General features: G+C 62.0%; 29 protein-coding genes. 18 read left to right on the top strand and 11 right to left on the bottom strand.

Annotation, left to right across the window (positions count from 1 at the left end; all coding sequences use genetic code 11):
* Positions 1 to 45: 45 nt before the first annotated feature.
* Positions 46 to 597, bottom strand: coding sequence for a tetratricopeptide repeat protein (locus B8784_RS02245; RefSeq protein ID WP_084395998.1), 552 nt, complete (start codon positions 595 to 597; stop codon positions 46 to 48).
* A 156-nt stretch (positions 598 to 753) separates the two neighbouring features.
* Between B8784_RS02245 and coxB the strand changes: the two genes are divergently transcribed.
* The 10 genes from coxB to B8784_RS02295 all read left to right on the top strand — a co-directional run bounded on the left by coxB (position 754) and on the right by B8784_RS02295 (position 9,747).
* Entirely contained in the window at positions 754 to 1,704 is a 951-nt protein-coding gene (gene coxB, locus B8784_RS02250) for a cytochrome c oxidase subunit II (RefSeq protein WP_084395999.1), read from the top strand.
* A gap of 29 nt (positions 1,705 to 1,733) precedes the next feature.
* Positions 1,734 to 3,407, top strand: coding sequence for a cytochrome c oxidase subunit I (gene ctaD / locus B8784_RS02255; protein WP_084396000.1), 1,674 nt, complete (start codon positions 1,734 to 1,736; stop codon positions 3,405 to 3,407).
* Between the two features lie 87 nt (positions 3,408 to 3,494).
* Positions 3,495 to 4,463, top strand: a complete 969-nt coding sequence (gene cyoE / locus B8784_RS02260; protein WP_084396001.1) for a heme o synthase — start codon at positions 3,495 to 3,497, stop codon at positions 4,461 to 4,463.
* Positions 4,460 to 4,717, top strand: a complete 258-nt coding sequence (locus B8784_RS02265; protein ID WP_084396002.1) for a hypothetical protein — start codon at positions 4,460 to 4,462, stop codon at positions 4,715 to 4,717. Before cyoE ends, B8784_RS02265 begins: the two co-directional genes overlap by 4 nt.
* Positions 4,714 to 5,262 carry a cytochrome c oxidase assembly protein gene (locus tag B8784_RS02270; RefSeq protein WP_084396003.1) on the top strand — a complete coding sequence of 183 codons (549 nt, stop codon included), beginning with the start codon at positions 4,714 to 4,716 and terminating at the stop codon, positions 5,260 to 5,262. The genes B8784_RS02265 and B8784_RS02270 overlap by 4 nt, the downstream gene beginning before the upstream one ends.
* 70 nt (positions 5,263 to 5,332) lie before the next feature.
* Positions 5,333 to 6,208 carry a cytochrome c oxidase subunit 3 gene (locus B8784_RS02275; RefSeq protein WP_084396004.1) on the top strand — a complete coding sequence of 292 codons (876 nt, stop codon included), beginning with the start codon at positions 5,333 to 5,335 and terminating at the stop codon, positions 6,206 to 6,208.
* Positions 6,209 to 6,217: 9 nt separating this feature from the next.
* Complete coding sequence (locus tag B8784_RS02280) at positions 6,218 to 6,598, top strand: DUF983 domain-containing protein (RefSeq protein ID WP_084396005.1); 381 nt, start codon at positions 6,218 to 6,220, stop codon at positions 6,596 to 6,598.
* Positions 6,595 to 7,284, top strand: coding sequence for an SURF1 family cytochrome oxidase biogenesis protein (locus B8784_RS02285; protein WP_084396006.1), 690 nt, complete (start codon positions 6,595 to 6,597; stop codon positions 7,282 to 7,284). The genes B8784_RS02280 and B8784_RS02285 overlap by 4 nt, the downstream gene beginning before the upstream one ends.
* A 4-nt stretch (positions 7,285 to 7,288) precedes the next feature.
* Positions 7,289 to 8,671 carry a threonine synthase gene (thrC, locus tag B8784_RS02290; RefSeq protein WP_084396007.1) on the top strand — a complete coding sequence of 461 codons (1,383 nt, stop codon included), beginning with the start codon at positions 7,289 to 7,291 and terminating at the stop codon, positions 8,669 to 8,671.
* Positions 8,672 to 8,712: 41 nt separating this feature from the next.
* Complete coding sequence (locus B8784_RS02295) at positions 8,713 to 9,747, top strand: EAL domain-containing protein (protein ID WP_084396008.1); 1,035 nt, start codon at positions 8,713 to 8,715, stop codon at positions 9,745 to 9,747.
* A 7-nt stretch (positions 9,748 to 9,754) separates the two neighbouring features.
* Here the strand turns inward: B8784_RS02295 and B8784_RS02300 are convergent, their stop codons facing one another.
* Positions 9,755 to 10,315: a YqgE/AlgH family protein gene (locus B8784_RS02300; RefSeq protein WP_084396009.1), complete on the bottom strand. Its 561-nt coding sequence runs from the start codon at positions 10,313 to 10,315 to the stop codon at positions 9,755 to 9,757.
* A 116-nt stretch (positions 10,316 to 10,431) separates the two neighbouring features.
* On the opposite strand from B8784_RS02300, the gene B8784_RS02305 reads away from it, so the two are divergent.
* The 3 genes from B8784_RS02305 to B8784_RS02315 all read left to right on the top strand — a co-directional run bounded on the left by B8784_RS02305 (position 10,432) and on the right by B8784_RS02315 (position 12,485).
* On the top strand, positions 10,432 to 10,914 hold the full coding sequence (locus B8784_RS02305; RefSeq protein WP_084396010.1) for a peroxiredoxin: 483 nt from the start codon (positions 10,432 to 10,434) through the stop codon (positions 10,912 to 10,914).
* Between the two features lie 135 nt (positions 10,915 to 11,049).
* Positions 11,050 to 12,009, top strand: coding sequence for an SPFH domain-containing protein (locus tag B8784_RS02310; RefSeq protein WP_084396011.1), 960 nt, complete (start codon positions 11,050 to 11,052; stop codon positions 12,007 to 12,009).
* Between the two features lie 2 nt (positions 12,010 to 12,011).
* Positions 12,012 to 12,485, top strand: coding sequence for an NfeD family protein (locus B8784_RS02315; protein WP_084396012.1), 474 nt, complete (start codon positions 12,012 to 12,014; stop codon positions 12,483 to 12,485).
* Positions 12,486 to 12,549: 64 nt separating this feature from the next.
* Here the strand turns inward: B8784_RS02315 and xseA are convergent, their stop codons facing one another.
* Both xseA and B8784_RS02325 read right to left on the bottom strand, forming a co-directional pair.
* Positions 12,550 to 13,986, bottom strand: coding sequence for an exodeoxyribonuclease VII large subunit (gene xseA, locus B8784_RS02320; protein ID WP_084396013.1), 1,437 nt, complete (start codon positions 13,984 to 13,986; stop codon positions 12,550 to 12,552).
* Positions 13,987 to 13,989: 3 nt separating this feature from the next.
* Positions 13,990 to 14,442 (bottom strand): hypothetical protein, encoded by a 453-nt coding sequence (locus B8784_RS02325; protein WP_143435255.1) that lies wholly within the window; start codon positions 14,440 to 14,442, stop codon positions 13,990 to 13,992.
* 135 nt (positions 14,443 to 14,577) lie between these two features.
* Here B8784_RS02325 and purD point away from each other — a divergent pair, with 135 nt between their 5' ends.
* The 4 genes from purD (at position 14,578) to B8784_RS02345 (ending at position 18,575) form a co-directional block, all read left to right on the top strand.
* Complete coding sequence (purD, locus tag B8784_RS02330) at positions 14,578 to 15,891, top strand: phosphoribosylamine--glycine ligase (protein ID WP_233355931.1); 1,314 nt, start codon at positions 14,578 to 14,580, stop codon at positions 15,889 to 15,891.
* An 81-nt stretch (positions 15,892 to 15,972) separates the two neighbouring features.
* Positions 15,973 to 16,410, top strand: a complete 438-nt coding sequence (locus tag B8784_RS02335) for a PA2169 family four-helix-bundle protein (protein WP_084396015.1) — start codon at positions 15,973 to 15,975, stop codon at positions 16,408 to 16,410.
* A gap of 166 nt (positions 16,411 to 16,576) precedes the next feature.
* On the top strand, positions 16,577 to 17,665 hold the full coding sequence (locus B8784_RS02340; RefSeq protein WP_084396016.1) for a phosphotransferase family protein: 1,089 nt from the start codon (positions 16,577 to 16,579) through the stop codon (positions 17,663 to 17,665).
* A gap of 4 nt (positions 17,666 to 17,669) precedes the next feature.
* On the top strand, positions 17,670 to 18,575 hold the full coding sequence (locus tag B8784_RS02345) for a hypothetical protein (RefSeq protein ID WP_084396017.1): 906 nt from the start codon (positions 17,670 to 17,672) through the stop codon (positions 18,573 to 18,575).
* Here B8784_RS02345 and B8784_RS02350 read toward each other — a convergent pair.
* Positions 18,514 to 19,446, bottom strand: coding sequence for a hypothetical protein (locus B8784_RS02350; RefSeq protein ID WP_084396018.1), 933 nt, complete (start codon positions 19,444 to 19,446; stop codon positions 18,514 to 18,516). The two genes, B8784_RS02345 and B8784_RS02350, sit on opposite strands and share 62 nt — an antisense overlap.
* Positions 19,447 to 19,530: 84 nt before the next feature.
* Between B8784_RS02350 and B8784_RS02355 the strand changes: the two genes are divergently transcribed.
* Positions 19,531 to 20,382, top strand: coding sequence for an OmpA family protein (locus B8784_RS02355; RefSeq protein WP_084396019.1), 852 nt, complete (start codon positions 19,531 to 19,533; stop codon positions 20,380 to 20,382).
* Positions 20,383 to 20,393: 11 nt separating this feature from the next.
* Here the strand turns inward: B8784_RS02355 and B8784_RS02360 are convergent, their stop codons facing one another.
* The 6 genes from B8784_RS02360 to B8784_RS02385 form a co-directional block, all read right to left on the bottom strand.
* Positions 20,394 to 21,728, bottom strand: a complete 1,335-nt coding sequence (locus tag B8784_RS02360; RefSeq protein WP_084396020.1) for a cytochrome P450 — start codon at positions 21,726 to 21,728, stop codon at positions 20,394 to 20,396.
* A 28-nt stretch (positions 21,729 to 21,756) separates the two neighbouring features.
* A complete protein-coding gene (locus tag B8784_RS02365) occupies positions 21,757 to 22,680 on the bottom strand; it encodes a pseudouridine synthase (RefSeq protein ID WP_084396021.1) in 924 nt (307 codons plus the stop codon).
* 19 nt (positions 22,681 to 22,699) lie between these two features.
* Positions 22,700 to 23,098 carry a DUF4345 family protein gene (locus B8784_RS02370; protein ID WP_084396022.1) on the bottom strand — a complete coding sequence of 133 codons (399 nt, stop codon included), beginning with the start codon at positions 23,096 to 23,098 and terminating at the stop codon, positions 22,700 to 22,702.
* A gap of 76 nt (positions 23,099 to 23,174) precedes the next feature.
* Positions 23,175 to 24,134 carry a lysophospholipid acyltransferase family protein gene (locus B8784_RS02375; RefSeq protein ID WP_084396023.1) on the bottom strand — a complete coding sequence of 320 codons (960 nt, stop codon included), beginning with the start codon at positions 24,132 to 24,134 and terminating at the stop codon, positions 23,175 to 23,177.
* Positions 24,131 to 25,132 carry a tetraacyldisaccharide 4'-kinase gene (gene lpxK, locus B8784_RS02380; protein WP_084396024.1) on the bottom strand — a complete coding sequence of 334 codons (1,002 nt, stop codon included), beginning with the start codon at positions 25,130 to 25,132 and terminating at the stop codon, positions 24,131 to 24,133. The genes B8784_RS02375 and lpxK overlap by 4 nt, the downstream gene beginning before the upstream one ends.
* Entirely contained in the window at positions 25,129 to 26,403 is a 1,275-nt protein-coding gene (locus B8784_RS02385; RefSeq protein WP_084396025.1) for a 3-deoxy-D-manno-octulosonic acid transferase, read from the bottom strand. The genes lpxK and B8784_RS02385 overlap by 4 nt, the downstream gene beginning before the upstream one ends.
* Positions 26,404 to 26,417: the final 14 nt, after the last annotated feature.

The following is a 26,417-nucleotide window of genomic DNA, read 5'->3' on the forward strand; positions in this document are numbered from 1 at the left end:
GAATCGAGAATGGGGCCTCCCGCGAAGGCTTGCAAGGCGCCACTGCTATTGTGACTTCACCGTAAAGCGGGCCAGCTGCTTTTCGGCCAGCGCCCAGTCCGGTTTCAATTCCAGCGCTTTCTGGAAGTCATAATAGGCCCCCGGAACATCGCCCGTATTCTCGCGCGCGATCGCGCGATTGTAATAAGCCGCGTGAAGCTGAACCGATTGGAGTTCGATCGCTCTGTTGAGCGGGGCGAGGGCCGAATCGAATTCCTTCATGTAGATATGAGCCGCCCCCTTGTTGAGATAGGCTGCACCAAGTTCCGGCTGGGTCTCGATGGCCTTGTCATAGTCCTCCAGGGCAGGGGCGTAGTTGCCCTCTCGCATGCGGATAACGCCCCGGTTCACATAGGTGGCGGCGCGATTCTTCCGGTCCATGGTCTCTTCGCGGATTGCGCGCGTGCAGGTCTGTTCGGCCGTTCTGGCCTGGTAGTTGCCGGTCTTGGCAAGCTCGTAGCATTCCTTGGCCAGGCCGCCGCCAACGACGAAGACCTGGGCAGCGGCAGATGCGGCTGTAATGGCAGCGACAGCGCCGGTCACGAGGGGTCGATACATAGGGGTTCTCCACTTTGTGGTATGATCGTGATGATAGTCGGTTTAATTGTTCATGCGAACAAGCTGCGACAAATTTGATAACACTGAGCGCTTGGGTGGACGGGGGGTGAGAGTGTAGTTATGGCAAGGCTCAAATCATTACCAAGGAGTCGGGCTGTGCGTTTTTTGATCGCTCTTCTTTCGATTTTGCCATTTGGCGCCCTCGCAGAGGCAGCGCAGCCTGAGGCTGGCGGGCTTGGCCTGCAGCCGGCGGCGACGCGGATCATGGAGCGTCTGCACGGCTTCCATGCTTACCTTCTCGTGATCATCACGGTCATCACGCTGTTCGTGCTGGCGCTCATCATCTGGGTGTGCGTGCGTTACAACAAGCGCTCCAACCCGGTTCCCCGCAAGTTCAGCCACAACACGCTGATCGAGATTGTCTGGACCGTCGTGCCGGTGCTGATCCTGGTGGCGATTGCCGGTCCGTCTTTCTCGAACCTCTTCTATCAGGAAAACGAGCCGGATCTCGAAGTGATCTCTTCGGGCAATGGTGACGATCCGAACATCTACCCGGCCGCTGCTGAAAAGGGCTGGGTAACGTTCAAGGCGCAAGGCAATCAGTGGAACTGGACCTATTCCTTCCCGGACCAGCTGGACGGATCGGGCTATCCGGTCGAATTCGTTTCCAACGGTCTTCAGCATGGTCTCGCCAAGGATGTGACCGACCTGTCGACCGGGCCGCGTAACCTGGCCGTCGATTATCCGCTGGTGCTGCCGGTCAACCGTTATGTGCGCTATCAGACAGCGGCCTCAGACGTCATTCACTCGTTTGCGATGCCGGCCTTCGGTATCAAGACCGACGCTGTGCCGGGCCGTCTCAATGAGGGCTGGTTCCTGGTCGAGGAAGAGGGCACCTATTACGGGCAGTGCTCGGAGCTTTGCGGCAAGGACCATGCCTATATGCCGATCGAGGTCCGGGTGGTGAGCCAGGAGGTTTTCGACACCTGGATCGAGCGCCTGAAAGCCGGTGAGTTCGAGGCGGCCTTTGACGGTCTCGACGACACCGCAACCGCAACAACGGCAGAGCCGATGGACGCTCCCACGCGCCTCGCCCAGGCCCAATAAAGATTTTCAGAGGAATTTCTGACATGGCAATGGATCAAGTCTCAGTCGCCCATGACGATCACGAACACGATCACAAGCCGGGCTTCTTCACACGCTGGTTCCTCTCCACGAACCACAAGGACATCGGGACGCTGTACCTGATCTTCGCACTCTGTGCGGGTATCGTCGGGTACACGCTCTCCGGTCTGATCCGCTGGGAGCTCGCGGAGCCGGGGATTGGCCCGCTGACCGGGCTGATGGAGTATTTCGGCTATTCCGGCGACCAGGCCGTCGAGCACGCCAAGCACTTCTACAATGTCGTGATTACCTATCACGGCCTGATCATGATCTTCTTCATGGTGATGCCGGCGCTGATCGGTGGTTTCGGCAACTGGTTTGTGCCGCTGATGATCGGCGCGCCGGACATGGCGTTCCCGCGGATGAACAACATCTCCTTCTGGCTGACGGCGGCCGCCTTTGTCATGGCCTGCATCTCGATGCTGCTGCCGGGCACGGGTGACTTCCTTGGCTTCGGCGGGGGCTGGGTGCTGTATCCGCCGCTGTCGAGCGCGACGGGCCACCCCGGGCCGTCCATGGATCTCCTGATCCTGTCGCTTCACACGGCCGGTATTGCTTCGATCCTCGGTGCCATCAACTTCATCGTGACGATCCTGAATATGCGCGCCCCGGGCATGACGCTGCACAAGATGCCGCTCTTTGCCTGGTCCGTTCTGGTGACGGCTGTTCTGCTCCTGCTGGCCCTTCCGGTGCTCGCTGGCGCGCTGACCATGCTGCTGACCGACCGGAACTTTGGCTCGCAATTCTTCGATCCGTCCGGCGGTGGTGACCCGATCATGTTCCAGCACCTGTTCTGGTTCTTCGGCCACCCCGAAGTCTACATCATGATCCTGCCGGCCTTCGGCATCATCTCGCACATCGTGTCGACCTTCTCGAAGAAGCCGGTCTTCGGCTATCTCGGGATGGCCTACGCCATGGTTTCCATCGGTGCGATCGGCTTCATCGTGTGGGCGCACCACATGTACACGGTCGGCATGCCATCCGACATGAAGGCCTACTTCGTGGCGGCCACTATGGTCATCGCCGTTCCGACGGGCATCAAGATCTTCTCGTGGATCGCGACCATGTGGGGTGGCTCGATTGATTTCGAGGTGCCCATGGTCTGGGCCATCGGCTTCATCTTCCTGTTCACCGTTGGCGGTGTGACGGGTGTGGTGCTTGCCAATGCCGGGATCGACCACGTTCTTCACGACACCTACTACGTCGTCGCGCACTTCCACTACGTGCTGTCGCTCGGCGCGGTCTTCGGCCTGTTTGCCGCCTGGTATTACTGGTTCGAGAAGATGTTCGGCATCAAATACAACAAGACCATCGGCTACGCCCACTTCTGGACGATGTTCATCGGTTCGAACCTGCTCTTCTTCCCGCAGCACTTCCTGGGGCTGAACGGCATGCCGCGCCGCTATATCGACTATGCCGACGGTTTCGCCACCTGGCACTTCTGGTCGTCCATGGGCTATGCGGTGACGCTGGTTGCCACGACGATCTTCTTCGTCGGCGTGATTGAAGCCCTGGTTCGCCGCCGCAAGGGTGTGGCCAATCCGTGGGGCGAGGGCGCGACCACGCTGGAGTGGACGCTCTCCTCACCGCCGCCGTTCCACCAGTTCAACGAGCTGCCCGAGGTGAAGCCCGAGAGCCATCACTAAGGGACGCTGAACCGGGAAATTTCAGGGGGCGGCCCTTTGCGTGACTGACGCAGAGGGCCGTTTCCGCTCCAAACCGCAGGATTGAGCATGTCTTCGACAGACGCCTTCGACTTCAACCAGATGGAAACGCGGCCTGCCACGGCCGGGGATTATGTGCAGCTGATGAAGCCGCGCATCATGATGCTGGTTGTGTTCACGGCGCTGGCAGGGCTCGTCGCCGCCCAAAGCGTCTCTGATGTGGCGATCAATCCGGTGATGGCCGCGATTGCGACGCTCGCCGTCGCGCTGGGCTCCGGCGCGGCCGGGGCCATTAATATGTGGTACGATGCCGACATCGATGCCGTGATGAAGCGCACATCGACCCGGCCGATCCCGTCCGGCGCTGTCCCGCGTGACGAAGCCCTCGCCATGGGGCTGATCATGTCCGGGGTTTCGGTGCTGCTGATGTGGCTGGCCTCGAACGCGCTGGCCGCAGGCCTGCTTGCCTTGTCGATCGCCTATTATGGCTGGTTCTACACCATGCTGCTCAAGCGCCGCACGCCGCAGAACATTGTGGTTGGCGGCGCAGCCGGGGCGTTCCCGCCAGTTATCGGCTGGGCCGCCGTGACAGGCAGCGCGCCGCTGGACGCATGGCTGCTCTTTGCCATCATCTTCTTCTGGACCCCGCCGCACTTCTGGGCGCTCTCGCTGCTCGCCCACAAGGAATACGCAAAGGCAAAGGTCCCGATGCTGCCGGTCACGCATGGCGCGGCCGCAACCCGGAACCAGATTTTCGCCTATACGATCTTCCTCGCGCCGCTGGGCGTTCTGCCGGCGCTGACCGGGCTTGGCGGCCTTGTCTATGCGATTGTCTCTGCCGCGCTTGGTGCCGCTTTCCTGATGCTCGCTTGGCGGGTGTGGAAGAGCGATGCCGGTGATGCGGGGGCTGAGCCTGAAAGCCTGAAACGCGCCAAGGTGATGTTCGGCTTTTCGATCTTCTATCTGTTCGCGCTCTTCGCGGCGCTCATCGTCGAACATGGCTTCGGCGCCTATCTCGCAATTCCGGGGGTGGCATGACCGAGGACGAGCGTCCGACGCCGGTGAAACTCGATGCGCAAGCCCGCAAGGCGCAGAAGCGGCGCAATCTGTGGCTGGCGCTCGCCCTTTTCGCTTTTGTCTTCCTGGTCGGGATAACCACTGCTATACGCCTTGGCGATGCCGACCTCGGCTCTGATGGCGGGCTCTACTGGCGCAACGATCCGCAGAGCGACAGCCAGCCCATGCCTGAGCTACCCTCGGATCAGGAAAGTCCGGAAGGAGAGGCGTCATGAACAACCGCACGCTTGCCCTCGGCTTTGGTGCTGTCTGCCTTGGCATGCTTGGTCTCGCCTTTGCCTCCAAGCCGCTCTACGACACCTTTTGCCGGGTGACAGGCTTTGGTGGCACGACGCAAATTGCCGAAGCCGCCCCGCAAGACATCATCGACCGGAAGATCAATGTCCGGTTCGATTCGAACGTCATTGATGCGCCGGTGAAGTTCCGCCCGCTGCAGAGATCGCTGGACTTGAGCCTCGGCGAGCATGGCCTGGCCTTCTATGAGGTGACGAATACGTCCGACAGGGACATCAGCCTCATGGCCTCCTACAATGTCACGCCGCACAAGGCCGGGCTCTATTTCAACAAGCTTGAGTGCTTCTGCTTCACCGAACGGGTCGTGAAGGCGGGGACAACCAAGAAGCTTCCGGTCGTGTTTTTCATCGGTCCGGAAATGGATCAGGAGCGCAATATGGCGGATGTCCGGACCATCACGCTCTCCTATACTTTCTACCAAACGGACAGTTTCGAGGGTGCGGCGAATTCAGCCGCGCTCAATTGAACGGTTGCGACTCTTATAGCGCGCAGGCTACAAGGCGCCGAAACTGGGAACATTCGAGGGATTCAGGGCTATGGCTCATGATGAAGTAAAACACGATTATCACCTTGTGAATCCGTCGCCATGGCCGCTGCTCGGGTCGATGGGGATGATCGTCCTGGCGCTCGGCGCCGTTACCTTTATGAAAGGCCTCTTCGGCATGCCGGCCGGCACGTGGTGGCTGCTGGCGCTTGGTCTGGCCAGCATCATCTACGTCATGTTCGGTTGGTGGCGCGAAGTCATCAAGGAAGGCGGCGCGGGCGATCATACGCCGGTCGTCGAGATCGGCCTGCGTTACGGCATGATCCTGTTCATCGCCTCGGAAGTCATGTTCTTCGTGGCATGGTTCTGGAGCTTCTTCGAATTCGCAATCTTCCATGGCGCGCGCGTCGGCGAGTCCTTTGATGTGGCGAGCCCGCTTTACAGCGAAGCGCTTCAGGCCGTTGGCGGGCAGTGGCCGCCGGAAGGCGTAACGGTCTTCGATCCGTTCCACCTGCCGCTCATGAACACGCTGATCCTGCTGCTTTCGGGCACGACGATCACCGCATCGCACCATGCCCTGCAGCACGATAATCGCCGCACCGCCATCAGCATGCTGGCCATCACGATTGTCCTGGGTCTTTGCTTCACCGGCCTTCAGGCTGTCGAATACATGGAAGCCGGCTTCAGCTATAGCGGCACGATCTACGGTTCGGCCTTCTTCATGGCGACCGGGTTCCACGGCGCACACGTTGTCATCGGGACGATCTTCCTGACGGTCTGCCTTGTCCGCCTGCTCAGCGGCGGCATGTCTGCCAAGAAGCATCTCGGCTTCGAATTTGCGGCCTGGTACTGGCACTTCGTGGACATTGTCTGGCTGTTCCTGTTCGCCTTCGTCTACGTGATCCCGTACCTCGTCCTCGGACACTAAAGGGCTGACGTGACGCGGACTGTCTCTCCCATCAAGGCCGGGCTCGGTTGCAAGTGCCCGGCATGCGGGGAGGGGCCTGTCTTCAAATCCTATCTTGGTCTGGCGCCGCGCTGCACAGCGTGCGGCGCCGACTTCTCCCAGGCCGATGCCGGCGACGGCCCGGCCTTTTTTGTCATGTTCATTCTCGGCATCCTGATCATGCCGCCGGTCCTCCTGGTGCAGGCGCTCTTCGCGCCGCCTTTCTGGGTTCATCTCATTCTCTGGACGCCGGTCATCATCGTTCTGGCGATGATGCTCCTGCGCCCCTTCAAGTCGCTCATGTTCGCGCTTCAATGGAAGAACAGGGCGGAAGAGGCCAAATGGGCCGGGGATGATGGAGACGGACAATGAGCTTTCGGCCGCTGCCAGTGCTCACCGTGCTGGCCCTTGTGAGCCTGGCGATCCTGATTTGGCTCGGAAACTGGCAGTATGGCCGCTACGAGGACAAGCTCACCCGTGAGCCGGCCGAGGCAGCAGCTTTCGAGACCGTGCGGATCGATGTCGACGAAGACAATCCCGGCATGGCCCAGCAGGTCTATGGCATCATCGACGGCGAGGCGATCTGGCGGCGTTATGTCCCCGGGCGTATCGATGGAGAAGGGCCGGTCGTGCTGGCCCTCTGGGATGCCGTTGCGGGCACCGAGCCCGAACCGCTCGCCATCTCACAGACATCCGACTTCGAGCCGACCGCGAATGTGTTCGAGCGTCCGGCCAGCCACAGCAGCTTTGCGGGCAAGGACCACCCGGAAGAGGATAAGTGGTACGAATTCAATCCGCAGGCGATGCTGGCCAATCTCGGCTATGACGATGCCGGCATGACGGTGGTCGAGCCGGACACGATAACCATCCGGCTCGGCAGTGATCTCTCGCGCGCCCGGCAGGCCGAAAACCCCTATGCCAGCCCGAAACTTCGCGACCCTTTGCCGCCCGCGCGTCATTTGGGCTACGCATTGACCTGGTGGGGCTTGGCAGCGGCCCTGATTGGCGTGTACCTCGCCTATCATCATTCAAAAGGCCGGTTGCGGTTCAGGGAATAGGTGCATGAAATTCATTTCGACGCGTGGACAGGCTGAGCCTGTAGGGTTTGTTGATGCCTGTCTTTCGGGCCTGGCGCCTGATGGCGGGCTCTATGTGCCGGAAGCGTGGCCACGCATTGAACCGGCCCAGGCCAATGAATCCTATGTCGATATCGCGACCCGGGTCGTCGCCGCGTTCGCAGGCGACGAACTTGAGGAAGAGACGATTCGCGGCATCTGCACGCGGGCCTATTCCAACTTTGCGCACCAGTCCGTGACGCCTCTGCTGCAGACCGGGCCGAACGCTTTCATGATGGAGCTTCATCACGGCCCGACGCTGGCCTTCAAGGATGTCGCGATGCAGTTCATCGCACAATTCTTCGATCATGCCCTGGCTGAGCGTGGCCAGCGGATGAGCGTCACCTGTGCCACCTCGGGCGACACGGGCGGGGCGGCAGCGGCCGCCTTTGCCGGGGCCGAGCATGTCGACCTCTTCATTCTCCATCCGTTCGAACGGGTCTCACCGGTCCAACGCCTGTTCATGACCACAACCGGCGCGGCGAATGTCCACAACATTGCGCTCGATGACGATTTCGACGCCTGCCAGTCCATCGTGAAGGAATTGTTCGCCGACCGGGACTTTGTGGCGGCCACGAGCCTGTCGGGTGTGAATTCGATCAACTGGGCGCGGATTGCCGCGCAGGCGGTCTATTATGCCAGCGCCCAGGCGGCGCTCGGCGCCGGCCGGCCACTGCGATTCGTTGTGCCGAGCGGCAATATGGGCGATGCGCTGGCCGGCTATGTCGCCGCGCGCTGCGGCCTGCTGGCCGGGTTTGAAAGTGTTTGTGCCGTCAATGAAAACGACACGCTGCGGGTGCTCTTCGAAGAAGGGCGGATGGTGCGGGCCAGTGCCGTCGCCACGCCGAGCCCGGCCATGGATATTTCCGTGCCGAGCAATTTCGAGCGGCTGGCCTTTGAAGTCTCCGGGCGCGACCCGGATCTCGTGCGTCAGCTCTATCAGCAATTTGCGCAGAGCGGCGACGTCACCCTGCCGGAACGGATGGCTGGTCCGCTGGGCTGTAGCGGCCTGTCGGCCCGGTCGGTCTCCAGTGCCGAAACCCATCGCGAGATGGCCCGCATGCTGGAAGAGACCGGATGGCTTGTCTGCCCGCACACTGCGGTCGGCACGCGGGTCGCGCGCGATCTCGAGCCGAGCGAGGCCGTGACCGTGACGCTGGCGACCGCGCATGCCGCGAAGTTCCCCGAGACGGTTCTGGAAGCCACGGGGCGCGAGGCGCCGCTGCCTGTGCGGGTTGAGAACATTGCATCGAAGACGGAAGTGTTCGAACGATTGTCTCCTGACGCAGCCACCGTGCGGGACTATATTCTGCAGCATCAACGCGCCTGATCTTCTCGCCAGAAGGGCCGGGACGCGGTAGAGGTCGTCTGATGCAGCACGAGAGAGGATCCGAAGTCGGGCAATGGTGGTGGGATCCGGACTCACGGCGTCTCAGGATCGAACCCGACCGGCAGGCATCCCTGGATGAAATTGGTGGGGTCTGGACGCTCGACTCACTGGGCGTGGTGCTCGATGGGCTGAGCCGGAGCCGTTTGGCCCGCATGTTCGACATGGCTCACGCGCCGAACCAGGAGGTGGCTTGTGCCCTGGGCCTGTCCACGGGCAGGGCCGTACGCCTGGTTGGCGCTTTCGGGCAGAACGGCAGAGCGTCCGGACGCCTGTTCCGGGCACCGGGACCAGAGTTGTCGCAACAGGCCGGTCCGGGACCGGATCTGGACGCGGTCTTCCAGCCGATCGTATCGCTCGTGACCGGACATGTGGCCGGCTTCGAGGCGCTTGCCCGCTGGGACGGGGAATCCCCGGAAGACCACTCCGGCGACCCGTCCATGGATGAAGGCGCGCTGGCTCAGAACATGCTGATCCGGGCGAGCGAAGCGCTCGCGACCTGGTGCCGGGCGCGGCCAGAGCGCTCCATTTTCGTCAATGTCAATCTGACGGGCCGCGACCTTGCGAGCGATGACTTGCCCAATCTCGTCGAGGCGCTGATCTCCAGCCATGGCTTCGAGCCGGGCCAGCTGCGCATCGAACTCACTGAACAGGCCGCCCTGCGCGATGCCGGCGAGGCTATCCGGGTCGCCCGCGCGCTGAAAGAGGTCGGGGCAGGCGTTGTGCTCGACGATTTCGGCTCCGGCCACTCTTCCTTTTCCTGGCTCGCCGCGCTTCCGGCTGACGGGTTGAAGATCGACCCGGAGCTTACGCGTCAGATCGAGGAGCGGAAGGTGAGAGTGATCCTCGAGACTGTAACGCTGCTCGCCTCACGGCTTGGCATGTCGGCCACCGCTGAGGGAATTGAGGACCTCAAGCAGATCAGCCTGTTGCGGAGTCTCGGCTTTCATTATGCGCAGGGCTTTGCGTTCTCGCACCCGGTCAGCGCGGCCCAGGCGCTCAATCTGCTCGATCCTTAGGAGCCGGTCAGGCGTTGCCGCCGCCGGAATGAAGCCTCGCGGCATCGATGCCGAGCAGGTCCAGCGCGCGCGACCACTTGCTGTCATGTTCGCCGCCATAGACCAAGTCCGGGATCGCTTCGCCCACCAGCCAGGTGTTTTCCGCGATTTCGGTCTCGAGCTGTCCGGCGCCCCACCCGGAATAGCCGAGCGCCATGATTGATTCGCGCGGCGCTTCGCCGGAGGCGATGGCCTGCAGGATGTCGCGTGTGGCCGTCAGGCAGCAGTCATGGCTGACATCCATTGTCGCGCCGTCGGAATGAAAGTCGCCTGTGTGAACGACGAAACCGCGGTCAGTGCCCACCGGCCCGCCGCTCAGGACGGCATTGTCGGGAACGCGGATATCCTGCTCGATTCCGAGCTGCGTCAACAGTTGCGGCAGGGTGAGATCCTCGATCGGCTTGTTGAGCGCGATCCCCATCGCATAGTCCGGCTCATGCGCACAGATCAGGACGAGGGACCGCGCAAAACGCGAGTCCCCGATGCCTGGCATGGCGATCAAGAGTTTTCCGGTCAGATCCTCAAGCATGGGGCCGATGCCTTTCTTTCCACGTTAGGCTGACTCACGCGCTTGAGGTTGGCAAGCGCTGATTGATCATTGCCCGGGGCATCCCTAAGTAGCTGTGACGCTCAAGGGAGAATTCAATGACAATCGAAGTTGGAAACAAGCTGCCGGACGCTGTCTTCATGGAAATGACCGACAACGGGCCCGAGCCGCGCAAGACCGATGATATCTTTGCCGGCAAGACGGTGGCCCTGTTTGCCGTGCCGGGCGCGTTCACGCCGACCTGTTCGGCCAAGCACCTGCCGGGTTTTGTCGAAAAAGCCGACGCCCTGCATGACAAGGGCGTCGACGATATTGTCTGCACCTCGGTGAATGACGTCTTTGTGATGAATGCCTGGGGCGAGTCCAGCCATGCCGATGGCAAGGTCCGCATGCTGGCTGACGGCAATGGCGCGTTTGCCAAGGCTTGCGGGCTTGAAATGGATGCCAGCGGTTTCGGCATGGGTGAGCGGTCGAAGCGCTATTCCATGCTGGTGAAGGATGGTGTCGTCGAAAAGCTCAATGTCGAGGACGGCGGCGAGTACAAGGTTTCCAGCGCAGATTATCTTCTCGGCGAGATTTAAAGCTCCCGGAATCAATCGAACCGCTCTAGAACGGCGTATACCGACATTGGTATACGCCGTTTTTGTATCGCGTTTTTATTGAAAAACGGAAAATTCGTACCGATGTAGCTTACAGGTCATCAGGAGGGAACCTGTATGGAGCCATCATTTGTCGTCGCCATTATCGTGGCGGTTGCGGGACTTGTTCTCATCACGTCCGCCGTAAAGGTCGTCCCACAGGGCTACAATTTCACGGTCGAGAATTTCGGCCGATATACCAAGACCTTGTCGCCCGGACTTCACTTTATCGTGCCATTCTATCAGCGCATCGGGCGCAAGATGAACATGATGGAGAGCGTGCTCGACATCCCGACCCAGGAGGTCATCACCAAGGACAATGCCATGGTGTCCTGCGACGCAGTCGTGTTCATCCAGGTGATCGATCCGGTCTCGGCGGCCTATGAGGTCAACAATCTCCAGAACGCAATCCAGAACCTGTCGCTGACCAATATCCGGACCGTGGTCGGCTCGATGGATCTCGACGAGGTCCTCTCCAATCGCGATGAGATCAATGCGCGGCTTCTCTCGGTCGTCGATGCCGCGACCAATCCATGGGGCGTGAAGGTCACCCGCATCGAGATCGCAGACCTCACACCGCCGGCAGACATTACAGAAGCCATGGCCCGGCAGATGAAGGCCGAGCGGCTGAAACGGGCCGAAATCCTGACGGCCGAAGGCGACAAGCAGTCGGCCATCCTCAAGGCGGAAGGCCAGAAACAGTCGCAGATCCTTGAAGCCGAAGGCCGCCGCGAAGCCGCCTTCCGCGACGCCGAAGCGCGCGAACGCGAGGCCGAGGCCGAAGCCAAGGCGACGGCCATGGTGTCGGAAGCCATCGCCAAGGGTGACGTCAACGCGATCAATTATTTCCTTGGCCAGCAATATGTTATGGCGTTTGAGAAATTGGCGACCGCGCAGAACCAGAAGACCGTCATCATTCCGGCCGAGTTCAGCTCCATTCTCGGGACCATCGAGGGCATCCGTGGTCTGGCCGAGACCGCCGCCGGCAACCGTTCGGCAGGCGGCGCCGTGCCGCCGACCCGCCGCAGGGAGGACTAGCCATGGAAGGCATAAGCGCACTGGTCTGGCCGCTCACCGCCTGGCACTGGCTGGCGCTTGGGTTGATCCTCTTGTCCATCGAAATGGCGGTCGGCACGTTTGACTTGCTCTGGATCGCCATTGCCGCCGGCATTACAGCAATTTTCGCGGCCATCGCGCCGGCCGGGCTTAGCGATTGGCAAGGCCAGCTCATCTTCTTCGCTGTCGCAGCAGTCGGCCTGTTTGTGCTTGGGCGGACCGTCTTTGCGGGCATGCGCCAGATGGTGGGCGATCATCCGACCCTCAACCGGCGCATGGACCGCACCATTGGCCAGCGTGGGGTCACGGTCGGCGCCTTTGCGAGCGGCATGGGCCGGGTGAAGCTTGGCGATACGGAGTGGTCGGCCGAGACGGTCGACGGCTCGAACCCACGGGACGGCACCGCCATCATTGTGGCGGAAACGGCTGGAAACGTCCTGAGGATAAAGCCGGCCTAGAGGGTGCACTCCACGGTACACCTGGAGAGTGCAGTAGAGGGTACACCAATCGGTGCACCTCAACTCAGAAAAGTGAGCCTTGCCCTTTCGGCGGATCGGCCGGTTTGGGAGCGGGCTTGGCCGGTTTCGGTTTCTGACTGGCGCCTGGCGTAGAGGACGGCTTGTCCTTTCCCGTCACCTCGGCACCGAGCGTACCATCGGCGAGCGAGATCGAAACCGTGTCACCCGCTTCGGCCTTCGAGGCGCTTTTCAGCACATTGCCGGCCTCGTCCTTCACAATGGCAAAGCCACGGTCGAGAGTCGCCTGATAGGAGAGGGTATCGAGGAGCTTCGCCTGTGCCGCGAGCGCCGTGCGCCGGTCGGCGATGATGCGCCTGAGGGCCGGTTTGGCGCGCACGGCGGTTTCGCCAAGGCGCTGGCGCCAGCGTCTGGCATCCATTTGCAGTGGTTCGGGCCGAAGCCGCGCCTCGGTTCGTGTAAGCTCGATCCGCTTGGACTTGATGGCGCTTGAGAGGCCCGAGCGCAGATGCGCCTCGAGATAATCGACCGTTTGCCGCTTCTGCGCGATCAGGGTTTCGAGCTTGGGAAGCCGCGCCGCGCGCAGCCGGTCGCGGTCATGGCGCACCATGCGCGAGAGGCCATGTGTGAGGCTTTGCCCCAGTTCGCCCAGCGCGATCATTAGGTCCTGACGGACCGGCACGGCAATCTCGGCGGCCCCGGTCGGCGTTGGGGCGCGGGCGTCAGAGACATAGTCGATCAGCGTCGTATCGGTTTCGTGCCCGACCGCCGAGATAAGCGGGATCTCGCTCTCGAAGGCGGCGCGGACCACGTTCTCTTCATTGAAGGGCCAGAGATCCTCAATGGAGCCGCCGCCGCGACCGACAATCAGGACGTCCGGGCGATCCTCACCGGTCATGGCGTTGAAGCCGCGAATGCCGGCTTCGATCTGGGCGGCCGCGGTATCGCCCTGGACAAGCGCCGGCCAGAGGATGACGCGGACCGGGAAGCGCTCCCGGATGCGGTGAAGGATGTCGCGGATGACAGCCCCAGTCGGGCTGGTGACGACGCCGACCGTGTGTGGCAGGTAGGGCAGGGTCTTCTTGTGGGCCTCGTCGAACAGGCCTTCGGCGGCGAACTTCTTCTTGCGCTCTTCAAGCAGTGCCATCAGCGCGCCGGCGCCCGCCGGGCGCATGAAGTCCGCGATCAGCTGATAGTTCGAGCGGCCGGGGTAGATGGAGAGCTTGCCTTCTGCGACCACTTCGAGGCCTTCTTCCGGCTTGAAGGGCAGGCGGTTCACCGAGCCTTTCCACATCACCGTATTCAGAACGGCCTTTTCGTCCTTGATGTCGGCATACATGTGCCCGGACCGCGCAATCGTGACACGGCCGAGTTCACCGCGCACGCGGACATGGTCATAGGCGGTCTCGACCGTGCGCTTCAGGTTCGAGGCAAGCTCGGAAACCGTGAATTCGGTGACGTTTGAAGGCGCTTCTTCCGACAAGGCTTATCCCTCGTCTCCGCTGTCATCGGCAGCATCCTGAGAGGCTTCTGCCGCGACGCGGGCTTTGAGGTCGCCGGAGATGCGCGTCATCATGAAGGTGCCGGTCCAGTCGGACGGGTCGTCGAAGAACCAGACACCGCTGACCAGACAGCAATCGGCATCGGTGTCGCCATGATAGCGCAGGAGCAGCGTGTCCCCGCTGTCTTCATCGAGCGCGATCTTGGTGAAGCGCACATCCAGCCCATGGCGGAAGCCGTGAATGTCGGCTTCATATTCGGAGTCCAGCATCTCGCCGCTGAGATCCTCTTCCAGGATCGAGCCGCGGATTTCACCATCCTCTTCCCTGATCCAGGCGGTGAACATGACCGCCTCGTCTGTCAGGTCATAGGCATAATAGCCGGTCCACAATCCACTCAGGTCCGAGAAGGTGTGGCGTCTGTCATTTCTGTTCGCCATGAACATACCTTGCCTCTCTGATGACGGTATCTTCAAGGGGTTTTGCAGGGCCTGTCCACCGCCGCCCACAGGACATCGTCTTAAATTGATGTCATCGGGGCGGCGTGACGTTCATTTCGGGGCTTGATTGGCGGCGTGGCCAAGTCCATCACCCGCAACATGAAAATTCTCATCCTTGGCTCAGGCGGGCGCGAACACGCCCTGGCCTGGAAGATTGCGCAGTCACCGCTGGTCGACGAGGTCTATTCCGCGCCGGGCAATCCCGGCATGGACAAGCTCGGCCCCTGCTTCGACCTCGACATCACGGACCTGAAAGCGGTTCAGGAGCTGGCGCTGCAGCTGCATCCGGACCTGATCATCATTGGGCCGGAAGCGCCGCTTGCAGCAGGCGCGTCCGATGCGTTGCGTGCGCGCGGGTTCGACGTCTTCGGGCCGAGCCAGCAGGCGGCCCAGCTCGAAAGCTCCAAGGGCTTCGCCAAGGACCTGATGCAGAAATATGGCGTGCCGACAGCCGCTTATGGCCGCTTCAGCGACCTCACCGAAGCGCTGGACTTCCTGGAGACGATGGAGGCGCCCTATGTGATCAAGGCCGACGGGCTGGCTGCCGGCAAGGGGGTCGTCATCGCCGAGACGCTGGAAGACGCCGAGAATACGGTCGAGGAAATGATGACCGGCAAGTTCGGGGACGCGTCTGCCGAAATCGTCATTGAGGAGTTCATGGAAGGCGAAGAGGCCTCCATCTTCGTCATGACCGATGGCGAGGGCGCGATCTATCTGCCCGTCGCGCAGGACCACAAGCGGGTCGGCGATGGCGATACCGGCCCGAATACGGGCGGCATGGGCGCCTATGCGCCGGCCTCGGTGGTCAATGCGCGCACCCTGGAACTGGTCCAGACGACGATTGTCGAGCCGATGCTGTCGGGCATGGCCGAGGACGAGATGCCGTATCAGGGCGTGCTCTATGTCGGCATCATGGTGACCGAGGCTGGGCCGAAAGTGGTCGAGTTCAATGCGCGGTTCGGGGACCCGGAATGCCAGGTGCTGATGGCGGGGCTGCCCGGCGATATCGTCCCGGCGCTGCTGGTCTGTGCGACAGGCGGGCTGACGACGGCGCATTCGGAGCTGTGCGACATGATGGGGCTCAGCGACTTCCGGCCAAGCGCGGTCGTCGTGATGGCGGCCAATGGCTATCCGGGGACTGCCGAGAAGGGCACCGTCATCAGAGGGCTCGAGATTGCCGAAGCGATCGAGGGCGTGATGGTCTTCCAGGCCGGGACCGATGTGAACGAGAAGAACGAGCTGATCGCCGCCGGCGGACGTGTCCTCGGGGTCACCGCGACCGGTAACGATCTCAAGGCCGCCATCGCCAATGCCTATAAAGGCGTCGCTGCGATCGATTGGCCCGGCGGGTTCTACCGCAAGGATATCGGCCACCGTATTCTTAAATAACCGTCAGAATAGCGCTTCCCGGCAACAATTGGGGCGCGAGCATTGTTGTTCTCCATGCGATTGGCGCAATGGAGACAAGAAATGTCAAATCCCAATGCCGACGTCCTCAATGACGTCACCAAGACCCTGATCGATAGCCAGAAAGGCTATCAGAAGGTCTGCGATCTTTCCGATGAAAGCTATGCGCTTCGCGGGAAGTTTCAGTCGCTCGCCGCCGAACGGGAAGAGCTTATACATGCCTTTCAAGCTCGTATACGCGATTATGGCGAAGAGCCTGTTAGCTCGGGCGGTGCCGGCGGAGCCCTCCACCGGGCCTGGACCGACTTCACTTCGCTCTTCGAAAGCGACGAGAAGGCAGCGCTTGATGCGGTTGATGATGGCGAAGATTATCTCGCCAACAAGATCGAGGCGAAGCTCAAGGAAGAGGGGCTCGACGCCGCCACGCGCGATCTCCTCCAGCGGGCCAGGGCCTCGGCGCGGTATGGCGAGAAATTCGCCGACGAACTTACCGACCACTAGAGACTGACTTTAAACCCGTTCCGGTGACGATGGGGCAGGCCGCAAGGCCTGCTCCATTCATTTTGGCCCAGCCATCTTTATGATCGCACTTTGACCCTGCGATATGCTTTGTCACCAAGACCGATGACGCTAGGGTGCCGGCCAAGAGACAACAGGGAGTAGAGCCATGGCAGAAGCCGACGCACAGGAGCTGTATACCGGCACAAAAGAAGTTGCCGAAAGCCATCAGTTCAATGAGCAGAATCTGGCGGACTGGATGGAAAAGCATGTCGAGGGCTATGAAGGCCCGCTGACGGTCAAGCAGTTCAAGGGTGGCCAGTCGAATCCGACCTACAAGCTTTTCACACCGAACAAGACTTATGTCATGCGCCGCAAGCCGCCGGGCAAGCTGCTGCCGTCGGCACACGCCGTCGACCGCGAATTCCGTGTTATCAATGCGCTCTACCCGACCGGCTTTCCCGTGCCGCGGCCCTATGGCCTGTGCGAGGACGAGGATGTCACCGGCACGATGTTCTACGTCATGGACTGCGTCGAGGGCCGTATCCTGTGGGACCAGACGCTGCCGGACTCCGAGCCGGCCGAACGCCGCGCGATCTATGAGGCCCAGGTGAAGACCTTTGCCGACCTCCACAATACCGATTTCCGCAAGGTCGGCCTGGAAGGGTTTGGCAAGGAGGGCGATTATGTCGCCCGCCAGATCCACCGCTGGACGAAGCAGTACAAGGCGTCGGAGACCGAGCATATCGAGGATATGGAGAAGCTGATCGACTGGCTTCCCAAGAACCTGCCGGAGAATGAGGACGTCACCATCGTCCATGGTGACTACCGCCTCGACAACATGATCCTGCATCCGACGGAGCCGAAGGTGATTGCCGTTCTGGACTGGGAGCTCTCGACGCTCGGCGATCCGGTGGCCGACTTCTCCTATCACCTGATGAACTGGGTGATGCCGGGCAATGACGAAGCGCGCGGATCGATCGCCAATATCAAGGACCTGAAGGCCTGGGGCATCCCGACGCTGGAGGAATATGTCGATCTCTATTGCGAGTATACCGGCCGCGATAAAGGCATTCCGGACCTGAACTATTATTTCGCCTACAATGCTTTCCGGCTGGCCGGCATCCTTCAGGGGATTGTCGGGCGTGTGCGCGACGGAACGGCCTCGAACGCCAATGCGGCGGCCAATGCCGAACGGGTAAAGCCTCTGGCCGCCTTTGCCGCTGAACGCGCCCGCATGGCCGGGATGGAAGGCTAGGGCGATGGCAACGATCACTGAAGGCCCGCTTCGCAAGCCGGCCCAGATGCTGGCCGATCAGTCCTATGACGGCCACAGCTCCCTGCATGATGATGAGCAGGCCGAAAAGCTCGGCATCAAGGCCGGGCCGATCGAGGGACCGACGCATTTCAGCCAGTTCTCACCCTATCTGGTCGATCTCTTCGACCAGGCCTGGTTCGAGCGCGGATGCTTTTCCGCGCATTTCCAGACCATGGTGTTCGAGGGCGAGGCGGTGCGTGTCTTCGTGGAGCCGACCTCGGAGACCTCGGCCTATTGCCGCGCCGAGAAGGAAGACGGCACGCCGGTCCTGGAGGCGAGCGCCACGCTCGGCCCCGGTCATGGCGAACCATTGCTCGAGGCCCGCATGGCGAAGCTGCGCCCGGCCGGCGAGCTGGTCATCCTGGCGGACCTTTCGGTCGGCATGACCGGCAAGCAGGACGAGATTGTCCGGATGGACCCGGACCAGCATATGGGCAATCTTTATCCCTTCTCGCTGAACGAGAAGCTCGCAAAAATCACCGAACCGATGGACTGGTATAGCGATGCCAGCGCGTCGCCCTGGTGCAGGGCGATCATCCCGACTGAGATGGTCTCGGTGCTCGGCAATTATACAGGCGGCATGGCCGGCTGGCCCATCAAGCGCCCCTCCATCGGCCTGTTTGCGGACCTGCAGATCAAGATGGTGGACGGCCCGCTTTTCGTGGGAGAGCCATACCGGCTCACGCGCGAGATCGTGGCCCTGTCACAGTCGCGCCGGGTGGAGAATTACTGGGTGCTGACGCGCTTCTTTGACGAGGCGGGCGATACGCTGAAGGCCGAAATGCTGCTCAATCACGGTGTGATGAAAGCGAGCTATCCGGACTATCCGGAGCATCTTCTGCCGCAATAGCCGTTCCGTCACAGCCGGCCGCCTTGTAGTCGCGGTCGAAAATATAGGTCATCGACGCGATGGGCAGGGTGACATCCTTGTAGATGGTATTGTCCGGCGCGTCCCAGGACTGGTTGAAGTGTTCCATGCGGCGGATATGGTCGCCGAGATAGCGGCGCAGATGGTCTGCGTCGATCATGCCCCAATAGTCCTTGGGCGGGACACGGCACGGCCAGGCGCGGGCATCGTCCAGCATCCGCGTGCTGATATCGTCGATATAGCCGCGCTCGACATGCTGGCCCTCGAGATGGCCAATCATGTGGTCCTTGCCGGTCTTATGCAGGGCATAGCCGAAGTCATAGCCGAGGCTAGCCTTCATCAGGTCGGCGGTTGAGGGGGTGGCGCCATCCGTCCGCCAGCCGAACCATGTCGTGTAATCCATCATGGTAATGCCATGGACCGCGATATGGGCGCTATGGTGGATGATGAGGTCGTCGGCGCCTGGGATCAGCACCATGGCGCAGGCCGACATGCACTGGCCGGCAATGACAACCGGCTCGTTGCGTTCATCGAGAATGCGGCTCATCATCCGGGCCGTGGCGACATTGCCGCCGGGACTTGTAATGATGATCCGGTCGGCGGGGGCCATGTCGGCAAGCTGCAGGAACTGGCCAGGAAAGATGGCCGCATTGTAGCAGATCGTGTTTGTGTCAGGCAGGACGTGGACGTCTTCTGTCGCCAGACAGGTCTCGACCAGCGCATCCAGCGCCGGGTCCGGGGCGTCGAAGGTTTCATTGGCCGGTTCGGCCATGGCCATGGTTCCGGCAAGAATTGCCGCGAGCAAGGCGGCATGAGACTTGAATGGAAAACGCCTGAAATGCCTGTCGCGCATGGGTCTTTCTGGATTGTCGGGTCCGGGAAATGTAGGTTTGCCGAAGCAGGCAGTAAGAACAAGTGTGGATGACCGGAGAACGCAATGGCGATCAGTAACAGGTTCCAGCTCCCGATGGTGGTCATGGCGGCGCTCGCCGGGCTTAGTGCGTGCGGGGCCAGTGAGGAGAGCGGCCTCCAGATGACAGGCGATTCCTGTGTCGAGATTCCTGATGGATACTATCTGTTTGCGGACGGAAAGTTTTCGCCGACATCGAGCGAGATCGTCCTGGAGCCGCTGCCAGAGGTCAATCAGCAAACCGTTGCGGCCGGCGACCATATCAGCCATGAGCTGCAAGAGGCCGGCTATGACTGGCTGTCGGTCGATCTGAAGGGGCCGGTCGCTGTTCTCGGCGGGAAGGCGCCGGATGCTGAGGCCGAGCAGGCCGCGCGCACGGCGGCCGAGTCGATCATTGAGACCGAAGGCAATACCAGTGAGGGGCAGCGGATGATCATCGATGCCATCATCCTGGAGGACGAAGCACCGGCGCCCGGTGAGGCGCTCGCTTCGCTTAATCCGCAACCCACACCGGAATCCTGCCAGCTTGTCCTTGACCGGATCATGGATGGCCGCAGCATCGAATTCGTCTCCGAGGATGCCGAGATCGCGCCCGCCAGCCAGCCGGCGCTCGAGGCCGTGGCCGGTGCGGTGCGTCTGTGCAAGGACTATACCATCGAGGTGGCAAGCCACACCGATGCGCGCGGCGCTGAATCCTACAATATGACCCTGTCGCAGAAGCGCGCCGATACGGTACGCGATTATCTGACCGCGCTGGGCGTGGATGCCGGGACGGTCAGAGCTGTCGGCTATGGCGAGTCTCGCCCGCTCAATCCGGGCCAGACGGCTGAGGCCTATGCCATCAACCGCCGCACGGAGTTTGTGGTCCGGACCAAATAAGCGCGCTTTGCCTAGAACTTGTAGCGCACGGGGATCGACTTCGGCCCGCCAACGAAATTGGCGCGGATGAAGGTCGGGTCTCCGGCAAGCTCGATCGATTTCAGCCGCGAGAACAGCTCCTGGTAGATGGCATTCATCTCCAGCCGGGCGAGGTGCATGCCGAGGCACATATGCCCGCCATGCCCGAACGAGATCAGCTTGTTGGGGCTGCGGTCGACGCGAAATTCGAAGGGATCGTCGAAGATTTCCTCGTCCCGGTTGCCGGACGGATAGCAGAGCAGCAGGCTCTCACCCTTCAGGATCTTGCGTCCACGCAGCTCGTAATCGTCCTGGGCGGTCCGCATGAAATGCTTCACGGGCGTCGTCCAGCGGATCGCCTCGTCAACGGCTGTCCGCGAAACGGTCTGCGGATCGTCCATCATCTTCTTCAGCTGTTCGGGATTGTTCAGCATGCCGAGCACCCCGCCGCCGGTCGACGCGCTGGTCGTGTCGTGGCCGGCGGCTGCAACGATGATGTAATAGCTCATCGCTTCCAGCTGGCCGATCGGCTCATCATCGACCATGCCGTTGGCGATCACGGTCGAGACATCATCCTTGGGATGCTCGCGGCGGTCCTTGGTGATGTTGGTGAAGTACATGAAGAACTGGGCGAGCGTTTCCTGGATCGAGGCGAGGCCCTTTTCGGAATCGCCGCCCTGGGCCAGCTCCTTGTCGCGCATCAGGTCTGGGTCCTGCGCGCCGAAGATTTCCTGGGTGAGCTTCAGCATCATCGGCTCGTCTTCTTCCGGCACGCCGAGAATCTGCATGATGACGCGGAGCGGATAATAGAGGGCGATGTCCTGCTGGAAGTCGCATTCCCCGCCCATGTCTTCCATCCGGTCGACGAATTCCTTCGCAATCTTGCGAACCGCCTCTTCGCGCGTCTTCACCTTGTGCGGCATGAACCAGTCCTGGGTGAGGTGGCGCAGCTTGTAGTGCAGCGGATCGTCGAGCTGGACGAGCGTCTTCAGTAGGTGAGGGCCGCCGGTCTGGGCATAGACACGCTCCTCGGCTTCCCTGTAGCTGAGCATCTCGCGCTCGCCATTGGTGAAGAGCTTGTTCTGCCGGCTCACTTCCATGATGTCGGCATGCTTGGTGACGGCCCAGAAGGGACGGAAGGCTTCCGGTTCGCACCAGGCGACCGGGTCCTCGGCGCGCAAACGGGCAAAGGCTGCATCGAGCGCTCGCGGGTTGGCATAGACGTCAGGGCTGACGATCTGGTCGGCCGTGGCTGCGGCCGCCGCGCTCATTTCGCGCGATGGATCTTTCTTTGTCTCTGGTGGGGCTGCGACTGCTGTGTCTGCCATGAGGTCCTCCCGAAAAATGACGTTTGTCTCATTTTTTCGGGATGGTACGACTCCGGCCCATTTTGTGAAGCCCTCTCTTGGCGTCAGTCTGGCGGGGCTTGCGCTTGCGGGCGCCTTTCCAGGGCGCGTCATCCGGCGCCGACTGCGATGTCTTCAGCAGGTTTCCGAGTTCGGCCCTCAGCTCGCTCGGCAGGACTTCCTCAACCGCGCCAGGGGCGAGATCACCAAGGGTGAACGGCCCATAGGCGACACGGATCAGGCGGTTGACCTCCAGCCCGACGGCTTCAAGCGCGCGGCGGACCTCGCGTTTCTTGCCTTCGGTCAGGGTGACCTTGATCCAGTTATTGGTGCCGGTCTCGCGCTCCAGCTCGGCGACGATGGGAGCGTAGACCGTGCCCTCGACCGTGATGCCCTCGCGCAGGGCTTCCAGCTTCTCGGGCGTCACCTTGCCATGGGCGCGGGCGCGATAAGTCCGCTGGAACTCGTTTGACGGCAGCTCGAGGCTGCGGGCCAGTTCGCCGTCATTGGTCAGCAGGAGCAGCCCTTCGGTCGTGAGGTCGAGCCGGCCGACCGTGACCACGCGGGGCAGGTGTTTCGGCATCTCCTCGAAAATGGTGCGCCGGCCGGCCGGGTCGACCGTCGTCGTGATCAGGCCGGAGGGCTTGTGATAGCGCCAGAGGCGGGTGGCTTCGGGCGGCCGGATGCGCTTGCCCTTGACCGTAATGGTCTCGCGGCCGGTGACCTTGAAGGCCGGGGAGGTGAGCTTGCGCCCGTTCACGGCGACCTGGCCGTCTTCGATCAGACTCTCGCAGGCGCGCCGGGACGCGACGCCGGCACGCGCCAGCCATTTGGCGATGCGCTCGCCATCGTCCCAGTCCTTTGGGCCTGCCTGGTCTTTCTGAGCGGGTTTGGTCCGTCTGCCGGGCCGGGGCGTCTCTCGACGATCCGTCATATGTCTGTCCTTGTCAGATTCAGCCTATCTGAAGAACCGGGGCGGCAATTGCAAGGCCGAGGGCAAGTTCGACAGGGATCCAGACAGGGATCAGGCCCGGCTCGCGATTGGCTCTCGTGTCGAACAGATAGGAGAGAATGCGCCCGAATCCGGCGCCGAACCAGCCGGCTGCCACCGGCATGATGGCGAAGAGGGCCGGGACGCCGCCAATCCTGACAAGCACGACCAGGGCCGTGATATGCAGAAAGAAGAGAAGCCCGCCATAAGTGGCGCGGAATTCCGAAAAGCCGCCGGGCTTGTCCGGATCGGGCACCAGCCGCACGACGCCTTGCGCCCATTTCGGAGCAAAGAGCGCGCCGAGCCCGATCAGGGCACAAAAGGTCAGGGCGAGGGCGGAGATGAGGGTGTAGAGAGTCATGGGATGCGCTCCTGGGCTTTGATGTCAGGACATGCGCCGTCTGTCCCGGTTGTCCAGCCCGCATGTGGCGCGTGCGTCAGACTCCGGCGTCTCTCCAGGCAGATTTCGGCCAGCGGCGGTGCTGCCAGAACCACTGGCCCGGATTGGCGCGCACTTCGGCTTCGATGAAGGCGGTGATCCGCTCCACCATGTCTTTCGTGGCGGCGTCGTCATCGAGGCCAGGCGTACGCATCATCGGCTCATGGATCGTCACCCGGAAGCGGGCGGGCCCTGTGCGTACCGTCGAGACAGGGATGACCGGCACATCATATTTGACGGCCAGCCGGGAGGGTCCGGGGGCCGTCATGGCGTCATGCCCGAAGAAGGGAACCGCCAGGCCCTGGTTGAACTTCTGGTCGTTCATCAGCGCGACCGCCCGGCCCGCCGAGAGCGCGCGCATCAGCTCACGCGTGCCAAGGCCCTTCGGCGCGAGTACGCCAATGCCATAGTCATGGCGCACCTTGTTGATGCGCTTGTCGATATGCGGGTTGTTCAGGGCCCGATAGGTGACGAGGCAGTCGACCGGCCGGCGGCAGATGACGGCGGCCATCACTTCCCAGTTTGCGAAATGGCCCGAGATGAAAACCGCGCCCTTGTCGGCGGCTTCAACGGCGTCGAGGCGATCTGCATTGACCACCTCGACCCGGTCGCCGGCATAAGGGTGGATTTTCGGCAGGTGTGGCAGCTCGCCGGCCGTCTGTCCGACACTGGTCCAGGCGGCTTTGGCGGTCGCCTCGATCTTGTCTTCACTCCAGTCCGGGAAAGCGAGGCGCAGATTGCGCTTTACCGTCCTGTTCTGGCTGAACAGGGGTGCAATCGAGCGCACGATCCAGCCAGCCGTCTTCGATGCGCGGTCCGGTCCAAGCAGCTTCATCGGCCCCCAGTAGAGAACGTCCCAGGCAATCGCCTCCAGCCGCCAGCCGATGCGCTGGCCGAGGGTCGAGCGCTCATCGATATCCTTGGGACGGACATATTGCCGGGATGCGGGTTTGGTCATGACGACAAGCGTTCTGCCACAGGGGCGAGGATTTGATCCAGCATCTGCGGCGCGTCGAACTGCGCCTTGACCGGCAGGGTCAGGATGCCCTTGCGCTGCTCCTGATCGAGACGAACGAAGTCCTTTTCCGTGGTGATGAGCGTGGCGCCGTTTTTTCTGGCCAGATCATGCAGGTAGGCGAGATCGCGCCGGGTATAGGCGTGGTGGTCCGGGAAGGGGACGGCATCGACGGGCTTGTTGCCAAGCGCGCCCAGCGTGTCGAAGAATTTTTCGGGCCGACCGATACCCGCAAAGGCGACCAGCGCCTGCATCATCACAGGTCCTTCGCTATTGATCAGGCAGCGGAGTATCGGCTCACGGAATGAGTTCAGTTCTTCTGGGGCTGAGGTCCGGCCTGTGACGATCACGGCGTCTGCGCGCTCAAGGCCCCGGTCGATCGGTTCGCGCAAGGGGCCTCTCGGGATAACGTGGCCGTTGCCGAAGCCGTATTCGCTGTCGACCACGACGAGCGAAAGGTCTTTCTTCAGGGTCGGATTCTGGTGGCCGTCATCCATGATGATGAGGTCGACCCCGTCAGCGGCCATGGCCTTGCCGGCTTCGCCCCGGTCGGCGCCGATCCAGGCTTCTCCATGGGCGGCAAACATCAGGGCTTCGTCGCCGACATCCGCAGCGGTGTGTGTGTCGAAGTCGACACGCAGCGGCCCTTTGAGCCGGCCCTTATAACCACGCGAGAGAGTTGCGATCCGTTTGCCGGGAAAGCGTTCGCTGAACCAGTCGCGGAGCCCCGCCGCAACGGGGCTCTTGCCCGAGCCACCGGCCGTGAGATTGCCGACGCAGATGACGGGGATGGGCAGCTGGGCCGGATCGGCCTGCCTGATTTTTCGCGCCGTCACGCCAGCATAAAGCGCCGCCAGAGGCGTCAGGAGCACCCGCGTCAGCGGGGCCGCTTCGCGTGAGCGCGGATCGATATCGCCATTCCAGAAGCGTGGCGGTCTCATTGTTCGGCCTCCTGAGGCAGGAGCGGGCGCAGGCCCTGAAGGGTCGCATCCATGGGGGCCTGGGCCATGCCTTCGATCTCGCGAATAAGGTCATCCGTAGGCGGATCGAAAGGGAAGCCGAAAGCGAGTGCGCTGGCGTTATCGACGAAATAAAAGCCTCGTTTGCCTTCGAGCAGCGCTTTTGTGTCGGAGAAGTTGAACATGTCCGGACCGCTCGCGACGGCTTTTCCGAGGCGGGTGATCTCGAGCGGGTTGTGCCCGCCAATGCCGGGCGCATGCCCGCCACCGAGATAGACTGTATCGGCAAGCGAGGCGAAGAGCCCAACCTCACCCAATGTGTCAGCAAGCAGAACATCCGTATCCGGTGTGGGGGGCGTTTGTTTTGACCGGACAGCGCAGCTGAGTTTGCAGGCTTTCAGAAGGGCCTCAATCTCGGCGCCACGGTCCGGGTGGCGGGGAACGATGATGCAGGCCGGGCGAGGCGTGATCATGTCCAGGGCATCCAGCACAAGCGCTTCTTCGCCCGGATGGGTGGAGACAGCGGTGAGGCAGGCACGGCCATTGAGGAAGTTCGCCCGAAGGCTTTTAGCTTCCTGCGGGTCATGGCGCGGCGGCGGCAAGGAGGCCTTGAGGTTGCCGGGGCTCTCGACCGTCCGCCCGGCAAGGCGGGTGAGCCCTTCGGCGGTCTGCTTGTCGCCTGCCAACATCAGATCAAATCCGCCGAACAGGGCCCGGCTCAGCTTCGGCCATTTGGCCCAGTTCTTCACGCTGGCCTGCGTCATGCGGGCATTGATAAGGGCTGTCGGAATGGCGCGCCGGCGGGCCTCGCGCAGCAGGTTCGGCCAGATCTCGCCTTCGGCGAGGATCCATAGGCTGGGCTGCCAGTGGTCGAGAAAGCGCTTCGCGATGGCGGTGGTGTCGATCGGCGCGAACTGGTGGCGGGCGGCACCTGTGAGACGCGGATCGGTCTCGATGTCGGCGTCGATAAGCTGAGCAGCCGTCACCGTCTGGCTGGTAAAGAGGATGGAGAGGTCAGGCCGTTCGTCACGCAGGTGTTTGGCGAGTTCGAGCAAGAGGCGTGTTTCGCCAATGCTGGCGCCATGCATCCAGACAAGCGGCTGTGGGAGTGCCGGGGCCTGGCTGCGGCCGAAACGTTCAGGCACGCGGCCTTCCACCTCTTTTCCCGCTTTCAGGCGGCGGCGCATGACAAGGCCGAGCAGTGGCTCGGCCGTGGTCGTTGCGACCCTGTATAGCGCCTGTGCGAAACTCATACCCGCTTTCCTAA

The organism is Henriciella aquimarina (genome assembly GCF_002088975.1).
In the GTDB taxonomy this organism is placed as follows: Bacteria; Pseudomonadota; Alphaproteobacteria; order Caulobacterales; family Hyphomonadaceae; genus Henriciella; species Henriciella aquimarina.